At 58.6% G+C, this 16,785-nt stretch carries 11 protein-coding genes, 2 pseudogenes and 1 riboswitch; of the genes and pseudogenes, 11 read left to right on the top strand and 2 right to left on the bottom strand.

The window, feature by feature from the left end; all coding sequences use genetic code 11:
• Position 1: 1 nt before the first annotated feature.
• Entirely contained in the window at positions 2-3,517 is a 3,516-nt protein-coding gene (gene smc, locus IPI80_RS04990) for a chromosome segregation protein SMC (protein ID WP_413857796.1), read from the bottom strand.
• A 493-nt stretch (positions 3,518-4,010) separates the two neighbouring features.
• Here smc and dapC point away from each other — a divergent pair, with 493 nt between their 5' ends.
• The 6 genes and pseudogenes from dapC to IPI80_RS04960 all read left to right on the top strand — a co-directional run bounded on the left by dapC (position 4,011) and on the right by IPI80_RS04960 (position 11,330).
• Positions 4,011-5,228 (top strand): succinyldiaminopimelate transaminase, encoded by a 1,218-nt coding sequence (dapC, locus tag IPI80_RS04985; RefSeq protein ID WP_413857794.1) that lies wholly within the window; start codon positions 4,011-4,013, stop codon positions 5,226-5,228.
• Positions 5,229-5,285: 57 nt separating this feature from the next.
• On the top strand, positions 5,286-6,110 hold the full coding sequence (gene dapD / locus IPI80_RS04980) for a 2,3,4,5-tetrahydropyridine-2,6-dicarboxylate N-succinyltransferase (protein ID WP_413857792.1): 825 nt from the start codon (positions 5,286-5,288) through the stop codon (positions 6,108-6,110).
• Positions 6,111-6,168: 58 nt separating this feature from the next.
• On the top strand, positions 6,169-7,305 hold the full coding sequence (locus IPI80_RS04975; protein WP_413857790.1) for a PilT/PilU family type 4a pilus ATPase: 1,137 nt from the start codon (positions 6,169-6,171) through the stop codon (positions 7,303-7,305).
• Positions 7,302-8,507, top strand: coding sequence for a succinyl-diaminopimelate desuccinylase (dapE, locus tag IPI80_RS04970; protein WP_413857788.1), 1,206 nt, complete (start codon positions 7,302-7,304; stop codon positions 8,505-8,507). Before IPI80_RS04975 ends, dapE begins: the two co-directional genes overlap by 4 nt.
• Positions 8,504-9,401 (top strand): annotated as a pseudogene (gene prmB, locus IPI80_RS04965) (50S ribosomal protein L3 N(5)-glutamine methyltransferase). The gene dapE and the pseudogene prmB overlap by 4 nt, the downstream one beginning before the upstream one ends.
• Positions 9,398-11,330, top strand: a pseudogene (locus tag IPI80_RS04960) (ABC-F family ATP-binding cassette domain-containing protein). Before prmB ends, IPI80_RS04960 begins: the two co-directional pseudogenes overlap by 4 nt.
• A gap of 25 nt (positions 11,331-11,355) precedes the next feature.
• On the opposite strand, the gene IPI80_RS04955 reads toward IPI80_RS04960, so the two are convergent.
• Positions 11,356-12,228 carry a matrixin family metalloprotease gene (locus tag IPI80_RS04955; protein WP_413857786.1) on the bottom strand — a complete coding sequence of 291 codons (873 nt, stop codon included), beginning with the start codon at positions 12,226-12,228 and terminating at the stop codon, positions 11,356-11,358.
• 406 nt (positions 12,229-12,634) lie between these two features.
• Positions 12,635-12,809: riboswitch (yybP-ykoY riboswitch) on the top strand.
• A gap of 2 nt (positions 12,810-12,811) precedes the next feature.
• Between IPI80_RS04955 and IPI80_RS04950 the strand changes: the two genes are divergently transcribed.
• The 5 genes from IPI80_RS04950 to IPI80_RS04930 all read left to right on the top strand — a co-directional run bounded on the left by IPI80_RS04950 (position 12,812) and on the right by IPI80_RS04930 (position 16,652).
• Positions 12,812-13,390: a TMEM165/GDT1 family protein gene (locus tag IPI80_RS04950; protein WP_413857784.1), complete on the top strand. Its 579-nt coding sequence runs from the start codon at positions 12,812-12,814 to the stop codon at positions 13,388-13,390.
• 221 nt (positions 13,391-13,611) lie between these two features.
• Positions 13,612-13,884, top strand: coding sequence for a YkvA family protein (locus IPI80_RS04945; RefSeq protein WP_413857782.1), 273 nt, complete (start codon positions 13,612-13,614; stop codon positions 13,882-13,884).
• Between the two features lie 429 nt (positions 13,885-14,313).
• Positions 14,314-15,102 (top strand): SDR family oxidoreductase, encoded by a 789-nt coding sequence (locus IPI80_RS04940; protein WP_413857780.1) that lies wholly within the window; start codon positions 14,314-14,316, stop codon positions 15,100-15,102.
• A gap of 322 nt (positions 15,103-15,424) precedes the next feature.
• Positions 15,425-15,850 carry a DUF1330 domain-containing protein gene (locus IPI80_RS04935; protein WP_413857778.1) on the top strand — a complete coding sequence of 142 codons (426 nt, stop codon included), beginning with the start codon at positions 15,425-15,427 and terminating at the stop codon, positions 15,848-15,850.
• Positions 15,851-16,238: 388 nt separating this feature from the next.
• Positions 16,239-16,652: a VOC family protein gene (locus IPI80_RS04930; protein WP_413857776.1), complete on the top strand. Its 414-nt coding sequence runs from the start codon at positions 16,239-16,241 to the stop codon at positions 16,650-16,652.
• Positions 16,653-16,785 lie beyond the last annotated feature (133 nt).

Genomic DNA, 16,785 nt, shown 5'->3' with positions numbered 1-16,785 from the left:
TCTAGGCCAGTTCGGCCAGTGTGATGGCAGATTCCATATCCACCGCCACGATACGCGAAACACCCTGCTCTTGCATGGTCACGCCAATGAGTTGCTCTGCCATTTCCATGGCGATCTTATTGTGGCTGATGAAGAGGAACTGCGTTTCTTTGCTCATACTGCGCACCAGTTTGGCATAACGCTCGGTGTTGGCGTCGTCCAGCGGCGCGTCCACCTCATCCAGTAGACAAAATGGTGCAGGGTTGAGCTGGAAGATGGCAAACACCAGCGCAATGGCGGTCAGTGCTTTCTCGCCACCCGACAGCAAATGGATGGTCTGATTTTTCTTGCCCGGTGGTTGTGCAATCACCTGCACGCCGGAATCCAGAATCTCATCACCGGTGATCACCAAGCGCGCATTACCACCACCAAACAGCTCCGGGAACATGCGCCCAAAGTGGAGATTGACCTGCTCGAAGGTGCCGGAGAGCATTTCGCGCGTTTCGCCGTCGATCTTGCGGATGGCGTCTTCCAGCGTCTGCATGGCCTGTGCAAGGTCGCTGTTCTGGGCATCCAGAAACTGCTTGCGCTCCCGGGATGCTGTCAGTTCTTCCAGCGCGGCCAGGTTGACGGCCCCCAGGGCGGCAATTTCACGGTGCAGGCGATCAATATCGCCCTGCATGCCCATGAGGCGTACGTTACCGTCCTTGATGCTTTGCTCAATGGCCGCCAGATCGGCTTGGGCATCTTGCAACTGCTGTTCGTACTGCTCAAAGCCCAGGCGGGCGGCCTGCTCTTTAAGCTGAAATTCAGTGATGCGTTGGCGCAGGGGGTCGAGTTCACGTTCCAACTGCAGGCGTCGTTCATCGCTGGCGCGCAGTTTGGCGGTCAGATCGTCGTACTCGCTGCGCCGGGCACCCAGAGCCTGTTCCCGCTCCAGCTTCCGGGCCAGTGCGGTTTGCAGGCCAGCCTGGGCGGCGGCATCGGTCAGCCGGGACAGTTCATCGTGGGCGCGTTGCGTCTCTGCCTGGACTGCATCCGCTTGTTGGTCGGCGGTGGCTATGGTGCGGGCCAATTCGGCCGTACGCGCTTGCAGGCTGCGCTGGGCAAAGACGGCTTCTTGCGCCTGGCGTTCCAGGGTGCGTTGTTGCTCACGGCATTGGCTGAGTTTGCGCTGCACTTCGATCACCCGTTCGTCCAGCTGTGCGTGGCGCTCCTGGCTGTCAGCCAACTGCATGTCCAGCGACTCAAAGCGCCCTTCTGCCATCGTGCGGCGTTCCTGCAAATCATCCAGGTGGGCTTGCACTTCTTCCAGATCGGAATCAATCTGGGCACTGCGGGCCCGTGCCTGTTCGGCCAATTGCGACAGGCGCAAGGTCTCCACCTGCAGGCCATGGGATTGAGATTGTGCCTCTGTGGCTTCGCGGCGTACGCTCACCATGCGTTGTGAGGCGTCAGCGTAAGCAGCCTCGGCGCGGACCAGAGCCATACGGGCTTCGTCCGCCATCATGATCTGTGCACGCAGTTCTTTTTCCAGATTTTCTATCTCTTGGGCGCGGGCCAGCAGGCCGGCCTGTTCGGAGTCCTGGGCATAGAAGCTCACGCTGTGGGCCGTCACCACGTGGCCGGACTTGACGTAGATGCTTTCGCCGGGTTTCAGTGTGGCCCGTTGTGCCAGGGCTTCGTCAAAACTGGACGCGGTATAGCAGCCATGCAGCCAGTCCACCAGAATAGCCTTTTGCCCGGCGTCGTTAACACGTAACAGGTCTGCCAGACGTGGCAGCGGTGCGATCCCTTCAGCGGTTGAAGCCTGAGGCGGGCTGAAAAACGCCAGTTTGGCCGGCGGTGCGTCCTGGGCAAATGCGCGCACCAGTTCCAGGCGCGACACTTCCAGCCCCGCCAGGCGCTCACGCAACGCGCCTTCCAGCGCGTTTTCCCAGCCCTGTTCAATGTGAATGCGGGTCCACAGCCCTTGCAAATGCCCCAGGCCGTGCTTGGCCAGCCAGGGCTGTAGCTTGCCGTCGGTCTTGACCTTTTCCTGCAAGGCTTTGAGGGCTTCCAGTCGGGCCGACAAATCGGCTTGCCGGGCGGACTCGTCGTTGACTATTTGCTGTTGGGTACGGCGCGCTTCATCGCGCTGGGGCAGCGTTTCCTGTAATTCCTGCAGGCGGGCATCGGCAACTGCTGCGGCCTCCTGCGCTTGCGCCAATTGCTGCTCCAGACTTTCCAGTCGCGCTTCATCTGGCGCGGCCAGTGCGTTGCGGTCCACATCCAGGCGTTCACGGCGGTTGGATACCTGCCGGGATTGCTCTTCAATACTGCGCTGCTCGGCCGCCAGCACCTGGATTTGTTGCTGCACCTGCATGACCGCGCCGCGCTGGTCGTTGGCAGCAGATTGTGCAGCGGTGAGCGCATCTTCCAGATCGGGCAACGCTTGCGCTTGCTCCTCTACCTGGGCGGCAAGCAACTCGGTCTGTTCATCGCCCAGCAGGGCGAGTTCGGCCAGACGTTCAATTTCGGCCTGGGCGTCTTCTTTGCGGTTGGCCCATTGTCCAATCTGCTCTTGCAGCGTTTGCAAGCGCTGCTCGGCGCGTTGGCGACCTTCCACCACGAAACGGATTTCGGCCTCCAGGCGGCCCACATCGGTGCTGGCCTCATACAACAGGCCCTGCGCCTGATTGACATGGTCACCAGCGGAGTAGTGTGCTTGGCGCACGGATTCCAGATCGGCCTCAATATGGCGCAAGTCGGCCATACGGGATTCAAGTGCATTGACGGCACTCAGCCCTTCGGACTGCACCTTCGACTGGTCTGCCAACGCTTCGGCGCGCTTGAGAAACCACTGCTGGTGCTGCTTGAGCGTGACATCAGCTTGCAGTGCGTTGTATTTTTGTGCGACCTCCGCCTGTTTTTCCAGGCGTTCCAGATTGGTGCTTAGCTCGCGCAGAATGTCTTCTACCCGCGTCAGGTTTTCACGGGTATCGGACAGGCGGTTCTCTGTTTCGCGGCGACGCTCTTTGTACTTGGAAACTCCGGCAGCCTCTTCCAGAAACAGGCGCAGCTCTTCGGGTTTGGATTCAATGATGCGGCTGATCGTGCCCTGGCCAATGATGGCGTAGGCGCGTGGCCCCAGGCCGGTGCCAAGAAAAACGTCCTGCACGTCGCGGCGGCGCACCGGCTGGTTGTTGATGAAGTAGCTGGAATTGCCGTCGCGCGTCAACACGCGCTTGACCGCGATTTCGCCAAACTGGCCCCACTGCCCACCTGCGCGGTGGTCGGCGTTGTCAAATATCAGCTCAACGCTGGAGCGGCTAGCCGGCTTGCGGGTGGTGGTGCCATTAAAGATGACATCCTGCATGGACTCACCCCGCAACTCGCTGGCCTTGCTTTCACCCAAAACCCAGCGCACGGCGTCCATGATGTTGGATTTTCCGCAGCCATTGGGCCCCACCACCCCCACCAGTTGGCCTGGCAACAGGAAGTTGGTGGGCTCCGCAAAAGACTTGAACCCGGATAACTTGATGGAATTAAGACGCACAGAAGAAGAAAACTAGTGGCTAAGCAGTTGATTTCATTGGTATTTGCCGGGCATTACCGCCAACGAAGAAGCGCAATGATACCGTGCGGGTGCGCCTTGGAGCCACTCAGGAACCCAGGGACGCTTCAACACGTAACCGGCAACACCCAAGGCTAGCAACTCGCAACTGGACTTTTCAGTCTGGTGAACCCAGTCTATTACGAATCCACACGCTGAAAAGCGCCATTGCGGCGCGCATACTGGCACGCATTGCTTCATTTACTGAAAGTTTGATCCATGACCCTGTGCCCCATTGCCATTGTGAGCAGCTGCGCAAAATGCCCGGCATTCAAAATTTGTCCACTCAAAGGCGTTATTGGCGACGACGTAAAACCCGTATCGCCGCCAACGCCAGCGAAGGCTTCTGGAAAGCGCAAAAAGTAATACCGGATCGCTGGGTTGCATAAGTCCCCGGCTGCGCAGTGCAGCAATTGCTAAGGGATAATACTCACCCATGAACCCGAATTTGTCCCGCCTGCAGGCCTATCCCTTTGAGCGCCTGCGGCAGTTGTTTGCCACAGTCACGCCCAATCCCGCCTATGCGCCCGTCAGCTTGGGGATTGGGGAGCCACGCCACGCTACACCCGCACTCATCAAGGATGCTTACTGCAAGGCCATCAACGATCCGCAGGGCGGCTTGGCGGTTTATCCGGCAACTGCCGGAGTGCCAGCCTTGCGCGCATCCATTGGGCGCTGGCTGCAACGCCGCTACGGGCTCGAACTCAATACCAACACCCAGATACTGCCGGTTAACGGCACCCGCGAGGCCCTGTTTGCTTTTGCGCAGACGGTAGTCGATCCATCCAGGCGGGTGGCACCCGATTTGCCTCCACTGGTAGTTTGCCCCAATCCGTTCTACCAAATTTATGAAGGTGCGGCGTTCTTGTCGGGCGCGCAACCGTATTTCGTACCCTCCGACCCGGCCCGCAACTTTGGCCAGGACTGGGACAGCGTGCCCGACGACGTCTGGGCGCGCACCCAACTGCTGTTCGTCTGTTCACCCGGCAACCCCACCGGCGCGGTGATGCCACTGACCGAGTGGGAAAAACTGTTCGATTTAAGTGATCGCTTTGGCTTCGTGATTGCCTCCGACGAGTGCTACAGCGAAATCTACTTCCGAGAAGAACCACCTTTGGGCGGCCTGGAGGCTGCAGCCCGCCTGGGTCGTGCAGACTTCAAAAACCTGCTGATTCTGACCAGCCTGTCCAAGCGCAGCAACGTGCCCGGCATGCGCAGCGGCTTTGTGGCTGGCGATGACGCCCTGATCCAACAGTTTTTGCTGTACCGAACCTACCACGGCAGCGCCATGAGTACCGTGGTGCAGGCCGCCAGCATTGCCGCTTGGGACGATGAAGCGCACGTGCGCGACAACCGTGAGCAATACCGCGCCAAGTTCGCCCGCGTTACCCCCCTGCTGGCAGAGGTGCTGGACGTGGCCTTGCCCGATGCCGGCTTCTACCTGTGGGCAAAGGTCAAGGGGAGTGACACCGACTTCGCGCGCGACCTGCTCGCTCTCTACAATGTCACCGTCTTGCCCGGCAGTTTCCTGGCGCGCGAGGCACGGGGCTTTAACCCCGGTGCCAACCGGATTCGCATGGCATTGGTCGCCGAAACGGCCGAATGCGTGGAAGCCGCCGAACGCATCGTCCAGTTCGTGAAATCCCGTGCATGAAATTTTGTAGGACAGACCTTTAGCTCTGTCCCCAACTGACCGTAGAAAGAAGCCTGAATGACACAACAACTTCAACAAACCATTGACGCCGCATGGGAAGACCGCGCCAACATATCCGTGGCTTCTGCCCCGGCCGAAGTACGCGACGCGGTGGAACACGTGCTGAACGAACTCGATGCCGGCCGCTTGCGCGTCGCTACCCGCGAATCGGTGGGCCAGTGGACCACCCACCAGTGGATCAAGAAAGCCGTGTTGCTTTCCTTCCGCCTCAAGGACAACGAAATCATGCAAGCCGGCAGCTTGGGCTTTTATGACAAGGTGGCCACCAAATTCTCCGATTTGAGTGCCGACGAAATGAAGGCGACCGGTGTGCGCGTAGTGCCGCCTGCCGTGGCCCGCCGTGGTAGCTACCAGGCCAAGGGCGTGATCTTGATGCCCTCGTACTGCAATATCGGCTCCTATGTGGACGAAGGCACCATGGTGGACGCCTGGGCCACGGTCGGCTCTTGCGCCCAAATCGGCAAGAACGTGCACCTCTCCGGTGGCGTGGGTATTGGCGGCGTGTTGGAGCCCATGCAGGCCGGCCCCACCATCATTGAAGACAACTGCTTTATAGGCGCGCGCTCCGAAGTGGTGGAAGGCGTCATCATCGAAGAAAACTCCGTTATCTCGATGGGCGTGTATATTGGCCAGAGCACCAAAATTTATGACCGAGCCACGGGCACCATAACCTATGGGCGTGTACCTTCTGGCTCAGTGGTAGTGTCGGGCAACTTGCCCAGTGCCGACGGCAAATACAGCTTGTATTGCGCTGTGATCGTCAAACGCGTGGACGCGCAGACGCGTGCCAAGACGTCACTGAACGACCTGCTGCGCGATTGATTTTTTTTGTTCTTTGAACCGAGGCTGAACTATGGCAACGACAAATCCATCTGGCACCATGGAACGCATTCTTCGCTTGATGAGCGAAAAGAAGGCGTCTGACGTGTATTTGTCGGCCAATTCGCCCGCGCTGATCAAGATCAACGGGCAATGCGTGCCCATCAACAACCAGTCCCTGCCTTTTGACGCGCCCCGCAGCCTGCTGGCAGAAATCCTGCCACCAGAACGCATGGCCGAACTGGACGCCGAGGGTGAGCTCAACATGGGCTTCCCGCTGGCAGGCGTGGGGCGTTTTCGTGTCAGCGCCATGCGCCAGCGCGGCAGCATTGCAGCGGTTTTCCGCTACATCACTGTCGATGTACCACCACTGGCTGAGCTGTTTTTGCCACCTATCCTGGGTGACCTCATCATGGAAAAGCGCGGACTGGTCCTGATGGTGGGAGCCACTGGCGCGGGCAAGAGCACTACGTTGGCCTCCATGATTGACCACCGCAATGCCCAGGTATCTGGCCACATTTTGACGATCGAAGATCCGGTTGAATTTTTATTCAAGAACAAGCGCTCGGTCATCAACCAGCGTGAGGTAGGAACCGACACCAAATCCCTGCATATCGCCTTGAAAAATGCGCTGCGCCAAGCTCCCGATGTCATTTTGATTGGCGAAATCCGCGACCGCGAGACCATGTCGGCGGCTATCGCCTATGCCCAGTCGGGCCACCTGTGCCTGGCCACCATGCACGCCAACAACAGCTACCAGGCCCTCAACCGGATCCTGAGCTTCTACCCGGTGGAAGTGCGCCAAACGATGCTGGGCGACCTGGCCGCTGCGCTCAAGGCCATCGTCTCGCAACGCCTGATGCGCAACACTGCTGGAACGCGCATTCCGGCGATCGAAGTGCTGCTGAACACCAAACTGGTTGCGGAATTGATCGAAAAAGGTGACTTCTCCGGCGTCAAGGAGGCCATGGAGAAATCCATGGCCGAGGGTTCGCAGTCCTTCGAATACGACATCGCCCGCTTGATTGTGGAAGGCGTGATCGACCGCAAGGAAGGCCTGGCCAACGCGGACTCCCCCACCAACCTGATGTGGCGGATGCAGAATGACTTTTCCAAGACCAACCAGCCCGTTGCGGCCCAGGAAGAACGCGAAGAAGCATCGTTTACCGAAATTACCCTGGACGTGAAGCACGAATGAGCGGTTCTACCCTGCACCTGGCCGAGCAACTGATTGCCCGCGCCTCGGTCACCCCTGCGGACGCCGGATGCCAGGAATTGATCGCCCAGCGGTTGCAAGCGGTCGGTTTCCAGTGTGAAACCATCGTCAGCGGCCCTGCCGACTTTTCGGTTACCAATTTGTGGGCAAAACGGCCTGTAGCCCTCGTCAAACCTACACAGTCCACTAGCAATACGATAGCAAACACCCTGGCTGCCAAGACCGTGGTGTTTGCAGGCCATACCGACGTGGTGCCAACCGGGCCGTTGAACGAATGGCACAGCGCGCCCTTCACCCCCACGCACCGAGACGGCAAGCTGTTCGGTCGCGGCAGCGCAGACATGAAAGTGTCGCTCGCCGCCTTTGTAGTGGCCATTGAAGAGTTTCTGGCGGCCAACCCCAACCCTCAGCTAGCCATTGCCCTGCTGATCACCAGCGACGAAGAAGGCCCCGCCACCGACGGCACGGTAGTCGTCTGCAAGGCACTGCAGGCACGCGGCGAGACGATGGACTATTGCATTGTGGGCGAACCCACCGCAGTGGAGCGCACCGGCGACATGATCAAGAACGGCCGCCGCGGCACCATGAGCGGCAAGCTCACCGTCAAGGGCGTGCAGGGCCACATTGCCTACCCGCATATGGCCAAGAACCCCATCCATTTGGCAGCGCCCGCCCTGGCCGAATTGGTGGCGGTGGAGTGGGACAAGGGCAACGCCTTTTTTCCGCCTACTACTTGGCAGATCAGCAACATCCATGGCGGCACAGGTGCCAGCAACATCATCCCGGGCGCGGTGGTGATTGACTTTAACTTCCGCTTTTCCACCGAATCCACGCCTGAGTCACTGCAAAAGCGCCTGACCCGCGTGCTGGAAAAATATGAGCTGGAATACGACCTGTCCTGGACCGTGGGCGGCCTGCCTTTTTTGACCACGCCCGGCACCCTGGTTGGCGCTGTGCAAGACGCCATCCTGGCGGAAACCGGTATCCGCACCGAGCTTTCCACCACTGGCGGCACCAGTGACGGGCGCTTCATCGCCCAGTTTTGTCCCCAGGTGATTGAAATGGGCCCGCCCAACGCCACCATCCACAAGATCAACGAGTATGTAAAAGTGGCCGACATTGAGCCGCTGAAGAACATCTACCGCCGCGTCCTGGAAAACCTGGACGCCCTGGCCCGCGCATGACGCTGCTTGAACTGATCGAATCCGGAGCGCAGAAACTCACGGATGCCAAGGTTTCATTCGGACACGGCACCACCAACGCCTTTGACGAAGCCGCATGGTTGGTTTTATGGTCCCTGGGCTTGCCGTTGGATAGCGCGCTGGACGGTCCTGATTCCAAAGGAAATATGCCTCTAACCCTCGTGGATAGTACGCAGGCAGCTACACTTTTGGAAGCACGCATCCAAACCCGCAAGCCAGCAGCCTACCTTACCCACGAGGCCTGGCTGCAGGGCGTTGCCTTTTACGTGGATGAGCGCGTCATCGTGCCACGCTCGTTGATTGCGGAGCTGATCGTTGAAGGTAGCATCGACTACTGGCTGCAGGAATCCACCCACACTGTGCTCGATTTGTGCACCGGCAACGGCAGTTTGGCCGTGATAGCCGCCCTGACCTACCCTGATACCGTAGTGACCGGCTCGGATTTGTCGGCCGATGCCCTTGCGGTAGCCCGCATCAATGTGGACAAACATGGCCTGCAAGACCGCATCACCCTGCTGGAGTCCGACGGCCTGCGCTCCCCTGCCCTGCAGTCACGCGGCCCATTTGATCTGATTCTGTGCAACCCGCCCTATGTCAATGCCCAGAGCTTGGCAGAGTTGCCCGCCGAATACCGTGCTGAACCCACGCTAGCCCTGGCCCGGTGGCAATGACGGTATGGATTTTGTCCGCACGGTTTTGGCCGATGCCCCGCACCACATGACGCCCGGTGGCGTGCTGGTGCTGGAAATCGGCAATGAACGCCACCACTTTGAAGCCGCATTTCCGCATCTGGAAGTGGTCTGGCTGGAAACCAGCGCAGGGGAAGACCAGGTTTTATTGGTCACCCGCGAATCGATGACTACGCTCCAACAATGATTACTTTGAAAAATGTCACCTTGCGCCGCGGCGCCAAGGTGTTGCTCGATGGTGCGTCCGTCACCCTCAACCCCGGCGAAAAAGTCGGCCTGGTCGGACGCAATGGCGCCGGCAAATCCTCGCTGTTTGCCCTGCTCAACGGCAACCTGCACGAAGACGCTGGCGAGTACTACATCCCCAGTCAATGGCGCATGGGTCAAGTGGCCCAAGACATGCCTGAGACAGACCAAAGCGCCACCGAATTTGTGGTCGAGGGCGACACCGTGCTGCTGGCTGCCCGCCAGGAAGTGACTGCCGCCGAGGCCACCGACGACTACAACCGCATGGCCCACGCCTACATGGCGCTGCAGGACGCGGGCGCCCACGATGCCCCGGCGCGCGCGCAGGCCCTGATTTTGGGCCTGGGCTTCAAGACCAGTGAGTTGAACAACCCGGTCAACAGCTTCTCCGGCGGCTGGCGCATGCGCCTGCAACTGGCCCGCGCCCTGATGTGCCCCAGCGAATTGCTGCTGCTGGACGAGCCCACCAACCACCTGGATTTGGACGCCCTGGTCTGGCTGGAAGCCTGGCTCAAAAAGTACGAAGGCACCATGGTCGTCATCAGCCACGACCGCGAGTTTCTGGACGCGGTGACCAACGTCACCCTGCACATCGACGCGGCCAAGCTGGTGCGCTACGGCGGCAACTACAGCAAGTTTGAAGACATGCGCGCCGAGCAGATGGCGCTGCAGCAAACCGCCTTTGCCAAGCAGCAGGACAAGATTGCCCACCTGCAAAAGTTCATCGCCCGCTTCAAGGCCAAGGCCAGCAAGGCCAAGCAGGCGCAAAGCCGGGTCAAGGCGCTGGACCGCATGGAAAAAATCGCGCCGCTGCTGGCGGATGCCGAATTCACCTTCGAGTTCAAGGAGCCGCAGAACCTGCCCAACCCCATGCTGTCGATGGCGGCATCAGCGTGGGCTACCCCGCCCCTGAGGGCCGCCCAGGGCACGCCGCCCACCGTGATCGTGCAACATCAACCGCTCGGTGCTGGCTGGTCAGCGCATTGGTATTTTGGGTGCCAACGGCCAGGGTAAGTCCACATTGGTAAAAACCATTGCGCGCGATCTACCCATCCTGGGCGGTGAGATCACCGAAGGTAAGGGCCTGAACATCGGCTATTTCGCCCAGCAGGAGCTTGACGTGCTGCGCCTAACCGACAACCCGCTGGAGCACATGATTCGCCTGGTCAAAGACATGACCGCCGCAGGCAAGATTGCCGGCCAGCAAACCCGCGAGCAGGATTTGCGCAGCTTTTTAGGCACCTTCAACTTTGGTGGCGACATGGTCAAGCAGGCCGTGGGCAGCATGAGTGGCGGCGAAAAAGCCCGCCTGGTGCTGTGCATGATCGTATGGCAACGCCCTAACCTCTTGCTGCTGGACGAGCCCACCAACCACTTGGACCTGGCCACCCGCGAGGCGCTGAGCATGGCGCTCAACGAGTTCGAAGGCACCGTGATGCTGGTCAGCCACGACCGGGCCCTGCTGCGCGCCGTGTGCGATGAATTCTGGATGGTGTCACGCGGCGGTGTGGAGCCGTTTGATGGCGATCTGGATGACTACCAGCGCTACCTGCTGGACGAGGTCAAACGCCAGCGCGAAGAAGCCAAGGAGGCCGCCAAGGCACCGGTCAAGCCAGTGCCCGTGGTAACCGCCAAGCCCACCAAGTCCAAGGGCGACACCTCTCCCAAGTTCAAAAAAGAGCTGGAGGTTGTAGAAGCCCGTATGGCCGTGCTCAATGGCGAAGGTGCTGCGCTGGAGAGCCAACTCACCACCAACACGCACCCGCATGAGATTGCCGATATCGGCAAAAAACTCAACGGGGTGACCAACGAACTCGCCCAGTTGGAAGAGCGCTGGCTGGAGTTGTCGTCCCTCATGGAATCAGCTTGATTGCCAGGCCGTAGGCGGTACGCCGCTAAAAGCCTGCTGCCCGCACCACAGGCATGTAGTCATTCAGCACTCCCAAATATTGAATGACGTTGTCGGCCTCCATCAAATACGCATTGCCATCTTTCGAGCCCAGGTATTTGTTGGTTGCACCGTAATAGCGGTAGTAGTAGCCGCTGTAGGTGGCCGACGCGGCCGGACTGGCAGTGAATAACTGCGGGTAATTGTGTTCCGCCCAGTTCATGGCCCGGTTCGAATCCGCGCTGGCGGCCGCACCGTACAAGGCGCCACAAGCATTGGCGTCGTCACCGCGCAGGGTGCGCTGGTAGCTGTAGCTGTTGTAGGGGTTGGCGAACATGACCGAGGCCTGCACATTGGAGTGGTTTAGCCCCAGCACGTGACCAATTTCATGCGTCATGATCGACTCCACATCCCGCGCCGTCCAGGCATAGGCCGTGTTGATAACCACATCTGCATCCACCATCAGGCCGGAGGAATACCACCACTTGGTATAGGCACCGTATTGCGCCATTTCATTGGTCAACTCCCCCCAACCAAACACACTCATGTTGTCGATGGTCTGCCACGTGCTGCGCACATCAGGGATGGCGGCGGTGATTCCCATGTAGGTAAAGGTGAGGTTGCACATACCGCTCCAGCGAGCCAACGCCGTATCAATCGAACTCAATACTTCGGCCGCCGACAGGTTGCTGGGCTGCTGCGCAGGGTTGTAATACCAGCGAATGACACCGCCCGACCAGTGCTCTTGTGCGGAACCGAGAACGTAGTTTGGACGTACCCGATCACTGGGTGCGGCAGAGCCGGAGTAGTCCTGCGCATGGGTCGCTGCGGCCATCGACGCCATTAAAACGAGCGCCAATTTCAAAAACCGGTTAGTCATGTTTTTATATCTCCGTATGCGTGACCCAAACCATATCAGATACCGTGTCATATCCACCAAATAGAAAAGCCCGCTACAGATTAGGTAGCAGGCTTTATATATTCAATGAGGGCAAGCTGGTGGGAACTGAGAGATTCGAACTCTCGACCTACAGATTAAGAGTGGCTTAAAAAGCCTATACTTATCAACAACTTAGCCCGTCTTGCTTCGTTAGGTTACGTTAGTATTTGGCACGTTTGTCACGGTCAACTAATGGCAATAAGCTGGTGTTCCCAGTTAGGCTGGCTATGCCCGCTGTGGGCCCGGTCCCGACACTCACCAACGACCGCTATCCCGAATGCATTTATCGAATTTCCCGCTACGAGAAGTGCTTCTTAGTGTCGCCATCTTGTGGTGCGATATGATTGATCCACTCATTGGGGAGTAGCCGCTCTTCGCTTGAAGAGGCTTACGTCAACATACTTGACCTGTCGGTCATGGCGTAAGCGGTTTCTGAGCTTGGCAAGACCTTTGACCACTTCGCCTCCGCATTGGCCGGGGAGACGTTGTGGTCATTCGTGTTTTGCCCGGCTTGGAATATTTCATGGAAGCTCTCCTCGTCTCAACTGGAGTTGTCGCACTGGCCGAAATCGGCGACAAGACTCAGTTACTCGCGTTTATTCTCGCCGCACGGTTCAAAAAACCCTTGCCCATCATCGCAGGCATCCTATGCGCGACCGTCATCAATCACAGCCTCGCTGGTGCTCTCGGCGCGTGGATAACGTCGATAGTCTCCCCTGAAATCATGCGGTGGGTACTCGGTGCCTCCTTCCTCGGCATGGCCATTTGGACGATGATTCCGGACAAAATTGAAGATGAAGAAACGCTGATTGCTAACAAGCTTGGCGTGTTCGGTGCCACGTTCATTACCTTCTTCTTGGCGGAGATGGGTGACAAGACCCAAATTGCGACTGTGGCATTGGCAGCCCATTACACCAGTGCCTTCATGGTCGTGGTCGGTACAACCATAGGCATGTTGTTAGCAGACGTCCCCGCCGTGTTCGCTGGCGACAAGTTGGCATCCAAGATTCCGATGCCCCTGGTCCATTCAATTGCAGCCGGCATATTTGCGCTTTTGGGCCTCGCAACGCTCCTTGGTGCAGGCTCTAAGTTTGGGTTTTAGAGGCTCGAATATTGCAACCTTGAAAAGTCAACTATTCAACAATATGCAGAAAAAGTTTTTGGCACTGCTGAGACTGGCCCGCGCTTCGTACAATGTCCAGCTTCACACCACGCGAGGCTTCTTTGCAGCGAATTGCTAGCGTGAAATCATGGGCTCGGCAGATTAGGCGGGATGTCGTCGCAGTCTATTTCGCCGCCCGTGATCCACGGACTCCGCTTCTTGTGCGGTTGCTCGCTGTTTCGGTTACCGCGTACGCACTGAGCCCTATCGATCTTATTCCGGACTTCATCCCGATCATCGGGTACCTAGATGACTTGCTGCTGGTCCTGCTGGGTCTCATGCTTGTCATTCGCATGCTGCCGCCAAAAGTATTGATTGACTCACGTGTCAAGGCAGCCGAGATACTTCAGCGGCCGCGAAGTCAATCAGCAGCCGTCTTCATCGTTGGTATCTGGATGATCGGTCTGGCTGGTCTGGCATATTGGCTTTTATGAGTCTCCAGTCGATTCTTCCGCTCTTTCAGTGAAATGATCTGGAAGTAGTTGCAGTCAGAGGACATTTCGGGTGTTTCGAGAAAACTGATCTATCTGACCATCGGCACTGACTATGCCAATGGAACTGCCTCAAAAGTAGATGGAATCTATTACCGGTAACGGGCAGCGAAAATTATTGGGCGCAGGTCGCCCTTGGGTCGAGTGCGGGTTCCGGTCAGAAGCTGACATTTGCGAGTGGCCGGTTTGGATCGGAGTATATGGTCAACGCTAATGCAGCCACGTGAGCACTGTGCGCAGCGCGCCTATCATTGCTGCTTGAGTTGTCGTGGTCATGCCAAGATTGTCAGGTAAGGCTTACTGCGACAGTACCGTCAAATCCGCATCAGCGACCACACCTGAGTATTCAACGATATAAGAGAGGAATCCAGCATGACTACGTTCGCAGCAGGACAACTAAAAGGAAAAGTGGCATTCGTGGCCGGAGGTACCAGTGGCATCAACTTAGGTATCGCTAAGGGTTTTGCGGCGCAGGGCGCCAAGGTCGCAGTATTGGGGCGAAATCCGGAAAAGGCGGCTTCGGCAGCCGCTCTCATTGACCCTGCGGGAGCCAATGCAATAGGCATCGCTGCCGATGTACGCGACTTTGCTGCTGTCGATGCAGCCTTTAAGCAGACGGTTGAACGGTTCGGCCCAATCGACATCGTCATATCCGGCGCGGCGGGAAACTTTGTTGCGCCGGCTTTAAGTATTTCTTCCAACGGCTTCAAGACGGTCGTAGATATCGATCTGGTTGGAACCTTCCATGTGTTTCGCGCCTGCTATGCCTATCTGCAGCGGCCCGGGGCGTCGCTGATCGCCATTACTGCAGGTCAGGCCACCCACCCGCACCGGGGCCAGGCACATGTCTGCGCAGCCAAGGCCGGAATCAATATGTTGGTCAAGTGTTTGGCGATGGAATGGGGCGCCGATGGCGTGCGGGTCAACGGCATTTCACCCGGGCCTATCGATGGAACGGAAGGCATGGCGCGACTGACGCCAACCCCGGAAAAAACAGCGGCCCTGATTGCCAAGATTCCTTTGGGTCGCTATGGGCGCATTCCAGAGATTGCCGACATGGCGCTCTTCCTCAGCAGCGAGTCTGCGGGCTATATCACCGGAACTATCCTTGATTGCGACGGCGGCGGCCAGCTTCTGAGCACCTCCGGTGAATTGGGCTGAAAGGTCTGAGTCAGATCATGAGGGTTGGCGCCAACCATGCGTTGACCCTGGGTGCCGATTTTCGGTTTGGACGTCACTCGCCTCAAAAGTCTGGTTAGTCAATGACCGCTTATGGTCAGCGGAAATTGAAAGGCTTACGTCGCCTTTGGGGTCGAAAGCGAAAGACGGCCACTGGTCGTTATGGATAGCTATTCATAACGGACACCCGCCGTCGTCTACTGCTGGCCGTTTTCCGACGGGCCAATGGCATCGCTGAAATCCCTGCCAGCGCCTACAATTCGGTTCGCGCATGCACCGCGCGGCATCAGCAAGGTCCGACCCCATGAGCTTCCTCCCCGTCAATTTCGACTCGTCCATCGACCCCACGGCCGATCAAGTGCGCGCATTGCGTGATGCCGGTCCCGACGGCCCGGTGGTGATGCTCAATCTTCTAAAGTTCCGCGTGCAAGCGAACTACCCCGCAGGGTCCCCCCACGCGCCCTGCTCGGGTGCCGAGGCCTACAGCAGATACCAGACAGCCTTCGTGGAAACCGTGGGCGACGTGAGTAGTGCCGAGGTGGTGTGGGAAGGGAAGATCGACAGGACCTTCATTGGCGATCCCAGCCTCGACTGGGACAAGTGCCTGCTGGTCCGCTACCCGAGCCGCCAGCACTTCCTCGCGATGATGGCCAACGCCGCGTATCGCGAGGCGCTCATCCATCGCTACGCAGGCCTCGAGCGCACCATCCTCTTGCAGATGCGGGGTTGACGACTGGGCCTGCGGGAAAGGAGGCGTGGCAGAGCCTGATCCTCGCGTCGGGACAGGTTGCCCCTGGAAGACGCGATCCGCATAGCTTCTGCTGGGACGTAGATCTCGGCTAACAGCTGCGATCCAGAGTTCAGCGCTGGGAAAGTCAGCTTTTCGGCGCCCCATCTGGCCCGGCGGATGTCAGCAATGGGTCGGAAGCGGGCTCAGATGACGCCGAACTGACGAACCGCTAACGCAGCATTCCAGTCATCGAGGCTGCCATGAGGACACACAATTCAAGTGCCCGTGGCCTTTCGCGGATGCTGCGGCGGCGTCATGTTGCATGATGAGGGCGACCGCCAGATTCGCAGTCCTATTCCCATTGGCACCACACTACAAAGGATCTTCCATGCCATCCATTTTTCACCTGGCCTTTCACGTGCACGACCTGGATGCCTCTCGCCACTTCTACGGCACGGTACTGGGCTGCCGCGAGGGCCGCAGCACCGACACCTGGGTTGATTTCGATTTTTTTGGTCACCAGATCTCACTGCACCTGGGCACGCCCTTTGCTACCACCAACACCGGCAAAGTGGGAGAGCACATGGTGCCCATGCCGCACCTGGGTGTGATCTTACAGATGGCGCAATGGCAAGCGCTGGCGGACCGGCTGACCGAAAACAACGTGGCGTTTGTTTTGCCCCCCGGTATACGTTTTGCGGGGCAACCCGGAGAGCAAGCCACCATGTTTTTTTGCGACCCATCGGGCAACCCGATTGAAGTCAAAGGTTTTGCCGATTTGGACACTGTTTTTGCGCACTAAATGGGTCTGCGCAGCCCCCAACTACCGCGCCCTACCCGATAGCCGAGGCGCTCCAAACCGATCTGCCCAGACGCCGAGGCCGGCAATTGCAGCAATCAACACCGCAATCGCCGAGGCCATGACCGCACTGCCG

The organism is Candidatus Aalborgicola defluviihabitans (assembly GCF_016705985.1).
Classification (GTDB): domain Bacteria; phylum Pseudomonadota; class Gammaproteobacteria; order Burkholderiales; family Burkholderiaceae_C; genus Allorhodoferax; species Allorhodoferax defluviihabitans.
The sequence above is the reverse complement of the archived record's forward strand: the minus strand, read 5'-3'. Positions and strand labels throughout refer to the sequence as shown.

What these genes read in the sequence shown, in the direction of transcription:
- dapD (WP_413857792.1), top strand. Translation starts at nt 5,286, where the DNA reads ATGACACAACAACTTCAACAAACCATTGACGCCGCATGGGAAGACCGC.
- dapC (WP_413857794.1), top strand. Translation starts at nt 4,011, where the DNA reads ATGAACCCGAATTTGTCCCGCCTGCAGGCCTATCCCTTTGAGCGCCTG.
- IPI80_RS04935 (WP_413857778.1), top strand. Translation starts at nt 15,425, where the DNA reads ATGAGCTTCCTCCCCGTCAATTTCGACTCGTCCATCGACCCCACGGCC.
- IPI80_RS04950 (WP_413857784.1), top strand. Translation starts at nt 12,812, where the DNA reads ATGGAAGCTCTCCTCGTCTCAACTGGAGTTGTCGCACTGGCCGAAATC.
- IPI80_RS04930 (WP_413857776.1), top strand. Translation starts at nt 16,239, where the DNA reads ATGCCATCCATTTTTCACCTGGCCTTTCACGTGCACGACCTGGATGCC.
- dapE (WP_413857788.1), top strand. Translation starts at nt 7,302, where the DNA reads ATGAGCGGTTCTACCCTGCACCTGGCCGAGCAACTGATTGCCCGCGCC.
- IPI80_RS04975 (WP_413857790.1), top strand. Translation starts at nt 6,169, where the DNA reads ATGGAACGCATTCTTCGCTTGATGAGCGAAAAGAAGGCGTCTGACGTG.
- IPI80_RS04940 (WP_413857780.1), top strand. Translation starts at nt 14,314, where the DNA reads ATGACTACGTTCGCAGCAGGACAACTAAAAGGAAAAGTGGCATTCGTG.
- IPI80_RS04955 (WP_413857786.1), bottom strand. Translation starts at nt 12,228, where the DNA reads ATGACTAACCGGTTTTTGAAATTGGCGCTCGTTTTAATGGCGTCGATG.